Annotated in this window: 14 protein-coding genes; 6 read left to right on the top strand and 8 right to left on the bottom strand. The window is 36.3% G+C overall.

The genetic code is table 11. The features are described 5' to 3' along the window. Window positions 1-238 precede the first annotated feature (238 nt). Window positions 239-1,525: a coiled-coil domain-containing protein gene (locus IGI43_RS09520; protein ID WP_438757560.1), complete on the top strand. Its 1,287-nt coding sequence runs from the start codon at window positions 239-241 to the stop codon at window positions 1,523-1,525. A 105-nt stretch (window positions 1,526-1,630) separates the two neighbouring features. On the opposite strand, the gene IGI43_RS09515 is transcribed toward IGI43_RS09520, so the two are convergent. Further along, window positions 1,631-3,436, bottom strand: coding sequence for a M3 family oligoendopeptidase (locus IGI43_RS09515; protein ID WP_438757559.1), 1,806 nt, complete (start codon window positions 3,434-3,436; stop codon window positions 1,631-1,633). A 122-nt stretch (window positions 3,437-3,558) separates the two neighbouring features. On the opposite strand from IGI43_RS09515, the gene IGI43_RS09510 reads away from it, so the two are divergent. Further along, window positions 3,559-4,062 (top strand): VanZ family protein, encoded by a 504-nt coding sequence (locus IGI43_RS09510; protein ID WP_438757558.1) that lies wholly within the window; start codon window positions 3,559-3,561, stop codon window positions 4,060-4,062. 186 nt (window positions 4,063-4,248) lie between these two features. After that, window positions 4,249-4,458, top strand: coding sequence for a hypothetical protein (locus IGI43_RS09505; RefSeq protein ID WP_438757557.1), 210 nt, complete (start codon window positions 4,249-4,251; stop codon window positions 4,456-4,458). Between the two features lie 53 nt (window positions 4,459-4,511). On the opposite strand, the gene IGI43_RS09500 is transcribed toward IGI43_RS09505, so the two are convergent. The 3 genes from IGI43_RS09500 to IGI43_RS09490 all read right to left on the bottom strand — a co-directional run bounded on the left by IGI43_RS09500 (window position 4,512) and on the right by IGI43_RS09490 (window position 8,171). After that, entirely contained in the window at window positions 4,512-5,705 is a 1,194-nt protein-coding gene (locus IGI43_RS09500; RefSeq protein ID WP_438757556.1) for a MalY/PatB family protein, read from the bottom strand. Window positions 5,706-5,716: 11 nt separating this feature from the next. Then, complete coding sequence (gene malX / locus IGI43_RS09495; RefSeq protein ID WP_438758839.1) at window positions 5,717-7,216, bottom strand: maltose/glucose-specific PTS transporter subunit IIBC; 1,500 nt, start codon at window positions 7,214-7,216, stop codon at window positions 5,717-5,719. 184 nt (window positions 7,217-7,400) lie between these two features. Beyond that, complete coding sequence (locus IGI43_RS09490) at window positions 7,401-8,171, bottom strand: MurR/RpiR family transcriptional regulator (RefSeq protein ID WP_438757555.1); 771 nt, start codon at window positions 8,169-8,171, stop codon at window positions 7,401-7,403. 275 nt (window positions 8,172-8,446) lie between these two features. Between IGI43_RS09490 and IGI43_RS09485 the strand changes: the two genes are divergently transcribed. Beyond that, a complete protein-coding gene (locus tag IGI43_RS09485; RefSeq protein WP_438757554.1) occupies window positions 8,447-9,172 on the top strand; it encodes a YebC/PmpR family DNA-binding transcriptional regulator in 726 nt (241 codons plus the stop codon). 127 nt (window positions 9,173-9,299) lie between these two features. After that, window positions 9,300-9,695 carry a DUF1801 domain-containing protein gene (locus tag IGI43_RS09480; protein ID WP_438757553.1) on the top strand — a complete coding sequence of 132 codons (396 nt, stop codon included), beginning with the start codon at window positions 9,300-9,302 and terminating at the stop codon, window positions 9,693-9,695. A gap of 94 nt (window positions 9,696-9,789) precedes the next feature. Here IGI43_RS09480 and IGI43_RS09475 read toward each other — a convergent pair whose 3' ends face one another. The 4 genes from IGI43_RS09475 to IGI43_RS09460 form a co-directional block, all read right to left on the bottom strand. After that, entirely contained in the window at window positions 9,790-10,716 is a 927-nt protein-coding gene (locus IGI43_RS09475; RefSeq protein WP_438757552.1) for a LacI family DNA-binding transcriptional regulator, read from the bottom strand. Window positions 10,717-10,734: 18 nt separating this feature from the next. Then, window positions 10,735-11,025: a hypothetical protein gene (locus tag IGI43_RS09470; protein ID WP_438757551.1), complete on the bottom strand. Its 291-nt coding sequence runs from the start codon at window positions 11,023-11,025 to the stop codon at window positions 10,735-10,737. A gap of 79 nt (window positions 11,026-11,104) precedes the next feature. Next, window positions 11,105-12,043 carry a 1-phosphofructokinase family hexose kinase gene (locus IGI43_RS09465; protein ID WP_438757550.1) on the bottom strand — a complete coding sequence of 313 codons (939 nt, stop codon included), beginning with the start codon at window positions 12,041-12,043 and terminating at the stop codon, window positions 11,105-11,107. A 127-nt stretch (window positions 12,044-12,170) separates the two neighbouring features. Further along, the gene (locus tag IGI43_RS09460) at window positions 12,171-12,878 is read right to left on the bottom strand and encodes a GntR family transcriptional regulator (protein WP_438757549.1); all 708 of its coding nucleotides are present in this window, start codon (window positions 12,876-12,878) and stop codon (window positions 12,171-12,173) included. 164 nt (window positions 12,879-13,042) lie between these two features. On the opposite strand from IGI43_RS09460, the gene IGI43_RS09455 reads away from it, so the two are divergent. After that, window positions 13,043-14,824 (top strand): glycoside hydrolase family 35 protein, encoded by a 1,782-nt coding sequence (locus IGI43_RS09455; RefSeq protein ID WP_438757548.1) that lies wholly within the window; start codon window positions 13,043-13,045, stop codon window positions 14,822-14,824. The last annotated feature ends 1 nt before the right edge of the window (window position 14,825 follow it).

Raw genomic sequence — 14,825 nt, 5'->3', positions numbered from 1 at the left:
TTTGATGAATTAGTAGCCAACATAAAATAATATGAAAGCTGTAATCCATATATTTTTAGTCAGTTAATATGACAATATATCAAATGTCATATTCAACTTTCAAAAATGAAATACTCCTGTAACATTATTTTTATATGTATGACATGTGATTATGCTACAATGGTTTCGTTATCAATAATAAGAATGAAAATTACTCAAACAATGAATTTATTAATAGTAAAAGTCGGAGGAATGAATTTTGAAAAAAAGTATATTACCATTACTAATGACTTGCTCATTAGCCCTTACATCTGTAGCTTTTCCAGCAATCACATTAGCAGACGAAGTGGACTCTAAAATTCAACAAAAAGACCAAAAAATTTCAGGATTGAAATCTCAAGAAGCTGACGCTCAAAGCCAAGTGGCTGCAGTACAAGATCAAGTAGCTTCTATTAACGAAAAAGCAGGAACATTGCTAGCACAACAAAACAAATTAAGAAAAACATCTACTAACTTAGAAAAAGAAATTACGCAATTAACAAAACGTATCGACAAACGCGAAGTTGCTATCAAAAATCAAGCACGTGATGTACAAGTGAATGGGAACAGCACTAGCTACATGGATACATTGTTGAACTCAAAATCAGTTTCTGATGCTATTACTCGTATAACAGCAATGTCTACTATTGTTAAAGCAAATAATAGTTTAGTAAAACAACAACAAGAAGACAAAAAAACAGTTGAAACAAAGAAAACTGAAAATGAAGAAAAATTACAAGAACTACAAGACAACCAAGTAGAACTTGAAGCTCAAAAAGGCGATCTTGTTAAAGCAGAAGCAGATTTGAATGTATTACAAACAACATTAGCTGCTGAAAGAGCAACTGCAGAAGATCAAAAAGCTGGACTAGTACAAGAAAAAGAAGCAGCAATCGCAGAACAAGCACGTATTGCTGAACAAGAAAAAGTAGTAGCAGCGAATGCTAAAAAAGCTGCTGAAGAAGCTGCAGCGGCTAAAGCAACAGCACCAAGTACAACTGCTTCATCTACTGAAGAATCAACAACAGGTAGTTCAACAGAAAATAATAATTCAGGAGTTGTAACACCTCCTGTTAATAATGGCGACGGAGGAGTTACACCATCTCCAACTCCAAAGGAAGAAGATAAAACACCAACACCAACACCACCAGAACCAACTGGCGGTTCTGCGATTGCTATTGCAGCAGCACAAGTTGGTAAACCATATGTTTGGGGTGCTAAGGGACCAAATAGTTTTGACTGTTCTGGCTTAGTCTACTACTCATTCATGCAATCATCTGGCCGTAATGTCGGTGGCTATACAGTCGCTCAAGAAAGTGCTGGTACACGCATCTCTGTAGGAGAAGCGCAAGCTGGAGATTTATACTTCTGGGGTAGCCCAGGTGCTTCTTACCACGTAGCGATTGCTACAGGTGGCGGTGGTTATATTCACGCTGGTAACGAAAGTACAGGCGTTGAATACAGCAATGTTGGCTCATTTACACCGAGTTTTGCTGTACGTATGTAATCAAGTTTATCTTAATAATTTAAGAATCAGACGATTGTCTGATTCTTTTTTTGCATGCAATTTAAAAAGAAGCTTCAACGAAAAATGCGTTGAAGCTTCTTAATACTATTTAATATACTCTTCCGTTAGTTCCATAAACTCATTCACATCTTTGATCACTTGATCGATCCCTGCTTGCCAGAAATCAGGTTTGGTTAAATCGATATTAAGATGTTTTTTAGCCAAGTCTTCTGAAGTCATAGATGCAGTATCTCGAAGTAAGGCAATATATTGATCTTCAAAATCACTGCCTTGTTTATTAGCATAAGCGTAAATTCCCATACTGAACAAATAGCCGAATGTGTACGGGAAATTATAAAACGGCACATCGTCAATAAAGAAATGCAATTTACTTGCCCAAAAATGAGGATGATAAGTTCCTAAACTATCTTGATAACTTTCTTTTTGAGCGTCAAGCATCAATTCTGTTATTTCATCTTCACTAAGCAATCCTTTTTGGCGCGCTTCATAAAAGCTATTTTCAAAAATAAAACGAGAGTGGATATTCATAAACATTGCAATTGCATTTTGCATCTTGGTGTCTAATAAATTGATTTTTTCTTCAGGTGACTTCGCTTCTTTAAGCGTTGCATCTGCAACAATCAATTCTGCGAATGTACTAGCCGTTTCTGCGACGTTCATTGCGTATTCCCGATCAAGTGCAGGAAGATCCCACATCACGCTGCTATGGAATGCATGACCCAATTCATGAGCCAATGTTGCGACTTCGTTGATTGAATTTCCAAATGTCATGAAAATTCTTGATTCTTTGGTTTCAGGAAGTTCTGTGCAATAGCCGCCTGGGCGTTTACCTGGGCGATCTTCTGCCTCGATCCAACTTTTTTCAAAAGCACCTTTCGCGAATGTTGCCATTTTAGGACTGAATTTTTCGAAATTTTTCAGAATAAACTCGGCTGCCTCGTCAAAACTATATGCTTTTTCTTCTAAATCTCCTAAAATAATCGGAGCATCTTGGTCTTGCCAATCCATTTTTTCTTTTCCAAATAATTGCGCTTTACGAGTCAAGAAATCGATAAAAGGTTTTTTATTTTTTTGAATCGTTGCCCACATCACGTCTAGAGTTTCTTTTTGCATGCGGTTATAGTTTAGTGGTTTTTCTAAGAAATCTGTGACACCATGCAATTTGTATTCACTCAAACGGAAGCCATCCAAATGATTCAACGTATCTGCTAGTAATGGGGCTTTTTCATTCCAAGCTTTTTCCCATTCTTTGAATAGCTTTGCACGAACATCTGTGTTAGGATCACTCATCATCCGATTGAAAGCTTGTCCAGCTGAAAGTGATAGTGTCTGATCTCCTTCTTTAAATGGAATCGAAATGCTAGCCACAATCGTATCATAATGGCTACTCCAAGCATTAAGCCCATCTAAAGATAATGTGTTGATAATGTTTTCTTCCTGCTCGGATAAGAGTTGCTTACCATCACGGCGAATTTCATTTAAACGAAATGCAATATTTTCAAAGACAGGTAAAGTTGTCAAGATTTCCCAATGTTCATCAGAAATTTCTGTCAATTTTTTTGTAAAAATTGTTTCTGCTAGTTGAATTGCAGGTAATAATGAAAACAAATCACCAGATAAGATTTTAGCTTTTTTATCTTTTGTGTCAGCGGATGATAGAGCTGTGATAAAGCTGTTACATTGAGAAAAACCATCAGAAATTTTTCCCTGTAAAGCTAAAATTTGTTGTAATTCTTGATAGTCAGCATCATTTCCTGGTGTCCATTGTTCGATCAATTGGTGATAGGTATGACTTTGCTCTTTCAATTCTGTTAATCTTTGTTCCAATTGTACGGAGTGGCTGCCCCCAGGAAAAATACTATCTAAATCCCAAACAAGTGAATACGTCATATCTGATTCCTTCTTTCTTAAATCTATTTCTTCTAGTATATCATAAGAAAAAAAGATTGAGTGCTTGTTTATTTTATTAAAAAAAACAATTATAATAATAGTATCTGAAACGAGGTGACAAATTGAAAAAACAGTTAAAAAATAGTAATTCATATATATTTCTAGCTTTTTTGATCATGGCTATTTTATTTTATAGTTCTTCTCAAACCTATGAACAGCAATCTCAAGTGGGCCTAATGGATAAGCTATTCAGCAATCATCCATTTAAAGAACAGTTAAAAGGAATTTCATTTAACTATGCTGGTAGTGAAATAAGTATTCAAGCGAGAGGATATTCAAAATTTGTAGAGTTCTTCATTCGTAAGGGCGCTCATTTTGGGACGTATTTTTTGTTAGGCGGTAGTTGGTTCATTGGATTGAATATGAAAATCAAACAACCGCTTTTGATTGGTATTGTGACGTGGCTTACGGCTACGGGATACGCTGGTTTAGATGAATACCATCAAATGCTGACAGGAGGACGGACACCACTATTTCAGGATGTGATGTTAGATTCTATCGGAGCTCTGACGGCAATTGTTTTGTGTTTACTTGTGATTGGTATTAAAAAAATGAGGAAAAAATAACGGAAGTAAGACTTTGTTGAGCGGAGTCTTGCTTTTTTTATATTATTAGGAGCTGAAAAAAAATTGATGGATAAGAGGTACTAGAAGATAAAATACCATTATTATCGTCAAATGAAAAAACTCTTATGTAGAACATAGTGGAATTTAAAAGAATTCATTCTATAATAAGACGAGGAGTGATTGATTATGGAGATTATCGCTATTAATAAAAGCAAGACTAGAGATACTGCAACGATTCCTAGCTTGGGGATGCTAGCTTATCGTATTTTTCCAGATACAGAATGCATTAATATTCAACTATTAAGTGGAACTCAAGAAGAATGTACGGTGCCATTTAAAGACGGTGGACTGTTTGTATTACGTGGTGTTGAGGTTCGTTTTGAAATGATTGATTAAATAAAAAAGCAAGGTAAGGCAACTGTTGAAAAATGTTGATTTACCTTGCTTTTTTATATTGTTTTTAAGTATACAATACTTTTTTTAAGCCGTTGTAACCCTTCAAGTAATTTTTCTTTGGAGCAGCCAATATTTAAACGTAGGAATGAGGCACCTGCTTCACCATAGGTCGCTCCACTCATAATAGCGACTTTTCCATGTGTTACAAGAGCGTTTTGAATTTCCTCCATTGAAAAAGACAAGTTAGAACAATCGATCCAAAGTAAGTACGTGGCTTGGGCGGACACAACGGTTAGTTCAGGTAAATGTTCTTGGAGGAAGTCTTCTGTCAACTGGACATTTTGATCTAGATAATGATTCAACTGATCTAGCCAATAGTCACATTGAGTGTAAGCTGTGATTGTACTTACCATTCCCAAAATACTGGTAGATGAAAGGCCATCGCGGTTTTTTAGTAGTGTCAAAAAACGTTCCCGCAAAGCAATATCTGGAATCATCAGATAAGAAGCCACTAGACCAGGAGTATTGAATGTTTTGCTTGCTGAGGTACATAAAGCAACATTGTTTGGATTTACTGCGTACTTAAAAATAGGAGAATGCTGCTCAGTATTTCGCAAAATATCCATATGAATTTCATCTGAAATTAGAAAGACCTTATGTTTGTCACAAAGATAGAGGAGTTGTGTCAATTCGTCTTGCGTCCAAACACGGCCAGTCGGGTTATGGGGACTACACAATAAAAAAATTCGGCAGTCTGGATGTTTTAGTTTTAGCTCTAAGTCGTTAAAATCTATAGTATATTGGTTATTTTGGTAGAGAAGTTTTGTTTCTATCAACGTTCGATTTTGTGCATCGATCAGTTTAAAAAAAGCATCGTAAGCAGGGGTTTGAACAATAATCTGATCGCCGATTGTCGACTTCAATTCAATTAGTTTAGAAATCGAATAGATGACGGAAGGACTATAAACGATCCAATCACTATTCAGTTTATAATCAAAACGTTTGCGATACCACTGTTGAATACTTTCTTTAAAGGTATTATGATTCCAGCGGGTATAGCCGAAAACCGGGTGACTCAAACGATGTTGAAGAGTCTCTAAAATCTCGTCAGGGACAGCAAAATCAGTATCAGAGACAGTAAAGGGAAGTAAATCAGCTTCACCAAAGCGGTCAGCGATATAATCCCATTGTGTGCAAAAAGTGCCTTTTCGGTCTATAACTTTATCAAAATCAATTTTATCTTTCATCTGTTTACGTCCTATTCCATTAAACTTTCTAGTTCATTTTTTACAGTCGCGACCTGAGTTCCAATAATAACCTGAAGATTAGTTGAATCTAATTTAATAACGCCGATAGCACCTTGGTTTTTCAGTTCTTGTTCATCTACAACGCTCATATCGTCTACAACTAAACGTAGTCGTGTGATACAATTATCCAGCGAAACGATATTTGTAGTCCCACCTAAAGCATCAAGAATCAGTGGGCCATTATAGTTTCCTTTTTTCTTATACGTTCGTTCTGTTTCAGAAACGTTTTCAGTGACGAGTTCTCGACCAGGGGTTTTTAAGTTGAATTTTTGAATCGCAAATTTGAATACAACATAATATAACGCAAACCAGATGGCACCAACGATCAAAACGAAGAACCACTTTGTATACGTTCCTTGTAAGACACCAAAAATTAAAAAGTCTAATACACCACCATCTGTATTGCCAATCACAACTTGAAGCAGCGCCATGATCATAAAGCCCACTCCTGTCATGATCACATGAAATCCGTATAATACAGGGGCAATAAATAAGAATAAAAATTCGATTGGTTCTGTAATACCTGTGACAAAAGTAGCAATGACTCCAGAAATCAATAAACCCTTAATTTTATGCCGATTTTGAGGCAATGCTGTTTGATACATTGCTAAAGCTGCAGCTGGGAGACCAAACATAAACGTTGGCATTTTTCCTTGTGACAAGAAGGCTGTTGCAGCCGGACTGATGGGTGAACCACTTTGAAGTTGTGCATAAAAGATATTTAAGGCACCAGATATACTTTGACCATCCACGATTTGTGTCCCACCAGCTTCAGTAAAGCGAATCATCGAAACCAAAATATGATGCAAACCAAAAGGTAATAACAAACGCTCACCTGCGCCAAATAAAAATGGGCCAAAAATTCCTGCTTTTTGAATCATAAAGCCCACGCTATTGATTCCAAGTGCGAATAGTGGCCAAATAATTGGGACTAAAATCCCCACGATCGCCATGACAAGTGTGGTGATGATTGGAATAAACCGTGCTCCACCAAAAAAGGCAAAAGCATCTGGTAATTGTATCGTATAGAATTTACTATGCAGCAAGTACACGATGATTCCAACAATAATACCGCCGAGAACGCCCATTTCTATCGATTGTATTCCTAAAACCATTCCTTGTCCTGCTTCACGGAGGTGGTCTGGATCTGCCAATTTGCCTGTCTCAGTCAAATAAAAATTAATGGATAAGTTCATGACAACATAACCGACAAAACCAGAAAAAGCTGCAACTCCTTTTTCATTACGGGCCAAGCCTAATGGAATGGCCATTGCAAATAATAATGGCAAGTAGGTAAAAGCAAATCCGCCAACGGTAGACATAAAGCGAAAAATCACTTGTAACCAAGGCTGGTCTAAAAATGGCAATAGTTCAATTGTCGTTGGACTAGAAAACGAGCTGCCGATGCCTAAAATCAATCCCATAAAAGCGAGCAAGGCTACAGGTAACATAAATGTTTTTCCAATACCTTGAAAAAATTCCCAAAAACTAAATTTCTTTTTCACAGTAGTATTCCCCCTTTAGATAAGAAAAATAAATATTTTCTTTTATAGTAGCTCCAGTGTACGTGGGGAAAAATCAAAAAACAAGCGCTTTCAAATAAGTAGAAAGGATTTACAAAAAATGTATGCTGTTTCATTTTTCTACATAAGTTTCGATGTAATGAAGAATCAACAGTTCTAAAACAAGATGCATCGGAATTCGAGAGCTCATGTCGATATCACCATAATAACCGTTCGTAACTTTGACATGAAAGACCAATGTAGCTAATTCTTCAAGAGGACTATTGGCAGAACCAACGATTGCGATGATGGGTACTTTTTTTTCTTTTAAAATCGCAACATACTCTAAGGGGAGATTCGTTTCACCGCTATAGCTGACAAGAATCGCAACATCTGTTGTTGTTAAATGTTTGGCAACGATTCTCAATTCATCCCAGTCTTCTCGCGCGTTAGCAATTCTACCAGCAAAAGTCAACTTACGTGCAGCTTCAAAACAGCAGGAATAAGAGCTGCCTACACCAAAAAATTCTACTCGCTGACTATTCGCAAGCAGCATTGCACCTGCGTCGAGGTATTCTTGATTCACTAATTGTAAGGTTTCGCTGATTTCATTTTGGACACGTTCAGCTAGTTGAGTGAAATTAGCTGAAGGCTGATAAGCTGGTCGCTGTTCTTCTTCTAAATGATGGATCAACGTATATTTGAACTCTTGAAAACCACTATAGCCCAAAGCTTTACTTGTTCGGCTGATTGTTGCAGTCGAAACATATATTTTTTTAGCGATCTCGTCAATACGACTTTGAGCAATTTCTTCTGGATGTTCAATAATATAAGCTAAAACTTGCTTTTCTAGCCGGCTGAGTTTGTCTTGATGTTTTTGGAGTTTCTTTAAAAATATACTCACAATTTTTCCTCTTTTCAATGAAATACTGTCTGATTGTTAGTATAGCAAATGGATGGATTAAGAGTAAAGGTTGCAACTATTTACAAGCATAGTAGAATAGAAGGTAAACAAACGTTGTAAGATTATTCAGCGTTAGTGTTATCTAGCTTCAAGAGCTAGCCTTTCGGGAAAAAGATAAAAAATAAATGAGCCAGAGAACGTCTCAGTTATTTTTTCCTATTTTCCTGTCAAGGCTGAGCAAGCTCTCTCGGCTTTTAGAATAGGAGGAATAATCAATGGCAGGTCATAGCAAGTGGAAAAATATTCAAGGTAGAAAAAATGCGCAAGATGCAAAACGAGGAAAGATTTTTCAAAAATTATCAAGGGAAATTTACGTAGCAGCTAAATCTGGCGGGACTGATCCTGCAACAAATGCGGCGTTAAGGCTTGTAATGGACAAAGCAAAAGCGGCGAATATGCCCAATGATAATATCGATCGTGCAATTAAAAAAGCCAGTAGCGCAGGTGAAACTGAACATTATGATGAAATTACGTATGAAGGATATGGACCAGCGGGTGTTGCGATTTTAGTTTATGCTTTGACAGATAATCGTAACCGTACAGCAACAAATGTCCGAGTTGCTTTTACTAGAAATGGCGGTTCTTTAGGCGAAACAGGTTCTGTTAGCTATATGTTCGATCGTAAAGGATACATTGCGATCGAGCGCTCAAATCTTTCTGTTGATGAAGAGACGATGTTTGAAAATATACTGGAAGCAGGCGCAGAAGATTTGGAAACATCGGCAGAAGTATTTGAAATTTATACAGCACCAGAAGATTTTACTACAGTTAGAGATACCTTAGAAAAAGACGGCTATACATTGGCACAAGCTGAATTGACGATGGTGCCGCAAACATTAGTAGAGCTAAATGAAGATCAACAAGAGCAACTGCAAATTTTGATTGATAAATTAGAAGAAGATGATGATGTATCGGATGTTTTCACCTCAGCTGATATGTGATTTCCTTTAAAAGAGTAAATGATGACTCAAAGATGTCAGCATTTCTATGTTACTTTATAGTTACCAAATAAATGTGTAGCTGATCACTAAGAATGATGGATCTCTATAAAATAAAAAGAGGGATATAATGAAAGAAATGGCAGATGAGGTAGTGACAGTTTTTGAACAGTATCCTGAACGTTACCGAAAACCATTACTTGCACTTCGAAAATTAATTTTTGATACTGCAGCGAGTTTGACGATTGTTGGTGAGTTGGAAGAAAGTTTAAAGTGGAATCAGCCATCCTATGCAACAAAAAGCAGCAAATCTGGTAGTCCCATTCGTATCGATCGTTTTGGGGATGAAAAAATTGCCCTCTTCTTTCAATGTCAAACAACATTGGTGGAGGAATTTAGAGCATTATTTCATGATGTTTTCGAGTTTTCTAAAAATCGGGCAATTGTACTTGATCCTGAAAAAGAATTACCCATCAATGAATTGGTTTTTTGTATTGAACAAGCATTGACTTATCATAAGAGATAAGCGAAAGAGGACTGTACTCTACAACGTATCAACAGTTGTAGAATACAGTCCCTTTTGATTTAAGAGAAAAGAATAGTGACAAAGCTTGATAAACTTATCTTCGTTCAATAAATGTATAAGGGATAGACACAGTTCTACTTTCTTTTTCCCATAAAAGCTGGAAAGCTGCTTCACCGCACTGATCGATATGATGATCAATGGTAGAAAAATTGAGCAGTCTACTAGAGAGTAAATTTTCTTCCCCAATCACACTGACCTGCGCTAAAGAAATATGCTGCAAAATACCAGCAGCTACATCATCGCCATTGGTCACGATCACTTCAAGATTCTTTAACGTTGCAAAATGAATGCCAGCTTGAATACCATCTTCGTATGTACGGCAGTTTCTAACAATCATAGATGGATCTGATAAGCCGATGATGGAATTGTAGGCTTGTAAAACCAATCCTGTGCTAGCACTTTCTTTTTCAGTTCGTCCGACGGTTAAGCCAATGTTATGATACCCTTGTTTTTTCAAACTGGTAAACAGATCGATATAGGATTCTTCACGTTTGATCGAAACGCAAGATATAGGAAAATCACCAGTATTTTCACAACAAACGATCGGTGCATATTTAAGATAACGGACGATCACCTCAAATGAAACTTTTTTTGAGGTAATGATCATGCCATCCCAAGCTTTTGCTGCTAATGCATTTAAATAATTCATCTCAATAGTAGGATCATAATTAGTTGGCAGCAAGGTTACTTTATAGCCATCCTTAAAGGCAGCATTCAAAATACCACTGACGATTTTGTCAGAATAAGGATGATTGGCATAAGGAATCATGACGGCAATATGTTTTGATTTTCCACTACTCAAATCACGCGCTTTAGCATTGGGTATATAATCAAGTTCTTGCATGATTTTTAAGATCTTTGTTCGTTTTTCCTCAGATACATAAGGATGATTGTTCAAAACACGAGAAACAGTAGTGACCGAATAGCCTGATAACTTGGCAATATCACGAATATTTGCCATAAGTGACTCCTTTCACACCTAATAACTAACGTCCAAAGGTCGAAGTATATGACTTAAAAAAGGCATCAGATGATTCCCATAATCAAGAAAGTGATAATGTTCTTCCTTATAATCAAAGCAAATAAAATCAAGTGTGTCTTCTTCTCCAAACGTCAATCTTTTTATTTCAGCCAATTTTACAGTTTTATTGATTGGTTTGCAATAGTTATTCAAGCTGCGAATGACAAGTATTCCATGTTCAGTTGCTAAAGAAACAAAGTAATAATCAAGTCCTAAATCATCAGTCAATTCAAGCATCCCATTTATCATAAACGATTCCTCCAGTCTTTTTTTCACTATAAAGTATGAAACGCGTATCAGGTCAAGAGGAATTCGTTTATTTATTCTTTTATAAGGGGGTGATGATTATTTCTTGTTCGATTCGCTCGATATCGGCTTGTTTCATTTCAGGAAACCAGTTCAGCACATTAGCGGTCGAATAGCTGACTGCTTTTTTTAAGACATCAACAGCATCTAGTTGTCCTAACGTTAAATATTTGACCAATCCACCTAAAAAGAAATCACCGCAGGCAATTGGATTTTTAGCTTGTACAGGCGGAACGCAAAGATGATAAACTTGTTGATTTAATTTTGCAATAACACCTTTTTCACCAAGTGTGACAATGAAATAAGGAATAGTAGCTGCTGCTTCAGATTTTAGAAAATGAGCATAATCTTGTAATCTGTCAAAAGTGTAGTCAGGAACTAAATCACTTAATTCTTCATCATTGATTTTGATTACTTCAGGATTTCCTTTATAAGCTTCAACTAGAGCTTGACCACTAGTATCGATGAAAAATCGAATGTCTTGCCCCTTTAATTGCTCTTTTATCTGTGCAATATAATCATTTGGCATGCCCTTCATTAGAGAGCCTGAAAAAACGACCGTATCTTCTGGCTGAACGGCATTCAATAATTGTCGGGTGAATTTGTTTAACAAATGTTCATCTAATACGAAACTATTTTCATAGAGGGGATAAATTGTAGTGTTTGTTGTATCTACAATGATGGTACAAAAACGTGTATTGATCTCTACTTCGGTTATTTCTAACTGAATATTTCTTTTTGAAGCAAGCTCGTTTAGATAGTCCCCATTTCTTCCGCCTAAAATCGTATGAATACAATAAGGAACAGAACCATCTTCAAAATCCATCGCATAAGCGACGTTAAAGCTTTTTCCACCAGCAAAATCTTGCCCTTTATAAGGTCGATTTGGGCGTTCAGCAGTAAAGTTCTTTACCAAAAGGGTTCGATCAATTGCTGGATTTGGACAAATCAAATGAATCAATTGAAACAGCTCCTTCTATTTTTATTAACATAATTTCTTTTATTAAACGGTTTCATTTTTTCATTGAAAAAACACACAAAAGAAATGAGAATCTTTGTTTTCGTGTGTTTCTAACATATGATAATCGTTACATTGTATAGGTTGAAAATTCAATCTTATAATAGTCCCACTTTTTATAGCTTTCAACGTATTCTGCGATTGTTCCATCTTGCAAGGTCGTCTTTTTTTTCTGGAAAACGACTGGTTCAGTCTCAGAAATAGCTAAAAGTTTGGCTACTTTTTTCGGTGCAGGGAATAAAATTTCATTTGTTTCTGTTGCATGCTCATCATACATATGAATACCAAATTCTGTTTTAAAACGCTCATAAATAGAGTCATAGTAACTCAATTCTTGTACGTCTGGATTAATAAATTGATTCGGCATATAAGTGAAATGTAAAATAAACGAGACGTTATCCACTTTACGAACTCGAGTGATTCGTCTGTATGTTTGGTCTTTGTCTAAGTTTAGTTCTTTGAGTATTCTTGGATCAGCTTCTTCTACAATACTAACAACTTTGACTGTTTCAGTTTTACCTGCAAAAATTTCGATATCGGTAAATTCGACTAATTTTCTTTTTCTAGAGCGAGAAACATACGTCCCTTTTCCTTGATAACGGACCAGATATCCTTCTGATGCTAATTCTTGGATTGCTCTAATCACTGTGATAGAGCTAGCATTGTATAATTTGATCAATTCGTTTTCGCTATAAAAACGATCCCCATGTTCAAACTCACCAGATTTTATTTTATTTAATAAATCATTTTTGATTTGTTGATACTTTGGAATTTTCATTTTACACCTCCATTTTTCTCTTACTTAATATAATAAGTTAAATGCTAAAAAATAGCCATGATTTTTCATGTTAGACATTTAAAAATAAATATATTGACAAATCCTACGAAAAGAAGTTAATATGTTGATATATTAACTGAAAGCGTTTTAAAGGAGAGGCTGAAATGCATACATTTGAAGTGAAAGAGGATTTTTTACTGGATGGAAAGCCGTTTAAAATCATGTCAGGAGCTATACATTATTTTAGAATTAGGCCGCAAGAGTGGTATCATTCGCTTTATAATTTGAAAGCATTAGGGTTTAATACGGTTGAAACCTATATTCCGTGGAATTTACACGAGCCACAAGAAGGGACAGTTGATTTTACAAATCAATTAGATATTCAAAAATTTGCAGGTATAGCACAAAGTTTAGGCTTATTCGTCATTTTGCGTCCATCGCCTTATATTTGTGCAGAGTGGGAGTTTGGCGGATTGCCAGCATGGTTGTTGAATGAGCAAGAGATGCGGATCCGTTCATCGGATCCAAAGTTTATTGAAAAAGTAGCTCGTTATTATGAAAAACTGTTTAAACAAATCAGTCCACTGCAAATTGATCAAGGTGGTCCTGTGATCATGATGCAGCTGGAAAACGAATATGGGTCGTATGGTGAGGATAAAGCATATTTGTTGGGGCTTTACGATTTGATGATAAAAAATAATGTCACGGTTCCACTGTTTACCTCGGATGGAGCTTGGGAGCAGGCACAGACTGCTGGGATGCTTTTAGAAAAAGATATAGTAAGTACTGGTAACTTTGGTTCAAAAGCAAAAGAAAATTTTGCTCAACTAAGGAACCTACACCAACTTCATGGGAAAAAATGGCCGTTGATGTGTATGGAATTTTGGGATGGTTGGTTTAATCGTTGGGGTGAAGAAATCGTTAGAAGAGATCCAGAAGAATTAGCAGAAGCTGTTGGAGAAGTTTTAAAATTAGGTAGTATCAACTTATATATGTTCCATGGAGGAACTAATTTTGGATTTATGAATGGCTGCTCAGCACGGGGACGTAAGGATTTACCACAGGTCACGTCGTATGATTATGACGCACTTTTAGATGAACAAGGAAATCCAACTGAAAAATTTTTCTCAGTGCAACGAAAAATCCACACACTATTTCCTGAAATAGAACAATCAGAACCACTTAGAAAAATTGATTTAGAGCCAACTACAGCTTCTTTAAAAGAAAAGGTGAGTCTGTTTTCGGTTGTAGAATCAATCGCGACACATCACCATAGTAAATATCCTGAAAGTATGGAAAAATTAAATCAAAATTACGGCTATTTACTGTATCGAACAAAAGAGCCACAGCGATCAGATGAAGAATTTTATCGTGTGATCGATGCCAGTGATCGTATCCAATTCTTCTTGAATCAAACGAAAATCGCTACTCAGTATCGAGATGAAATTGGTGAAAAAATTAGTTGCAACCCGAAGGAAGAACAAAATCAGCTGGATATTCTAGTTGAAAATATGGGACGTGTGAATTACGGACATAAGTTATTGGCAAATACACAGCGAAAAGGTATTCGAACGGGTGTCATGTCAGACTTACATTTTATTTGTGACTGGGATCAATATAGTATTGATTTTTCAAGGCTTGATCGTATTGATTACGAGAAAGAATGGATCGAAGGGACACCGGCGTTTTACCGCTATGAATTAGATGTTGAAGAGGCAGGAGATACATTTATTGAGTTGCATGAGTTTGGTAAAGGGGTAGTGATCATCAATGGATTCAACTTAGGGAGATTTTGGGACGAAGGTCCGACATTGTCGTTGTATGTTCCAGCGTCTGTTTTGCAAAAAGGAAGAAATGAAATCGTTATCTTTGAAACAGAAGGATTGTGGGCTTCACAAGTTACATTTGAAAAGCAACCGAAATATAAGGAAATACAGGAAGGATAGT

The sequence above is a fragment of the Enterococcus sp. AZ126 genome, assembly GCF_051714545.1.
Taxonomy (GTDB): Bacteria; Bacillota; Bacilli; order Lactobacillales; family Enterococcaceae; genus Enterococcus_L.
Note: the sequence above shows the minus strand (reverse complement) of the source record. Positions and strands in the feature narration are given on the sequence as shown.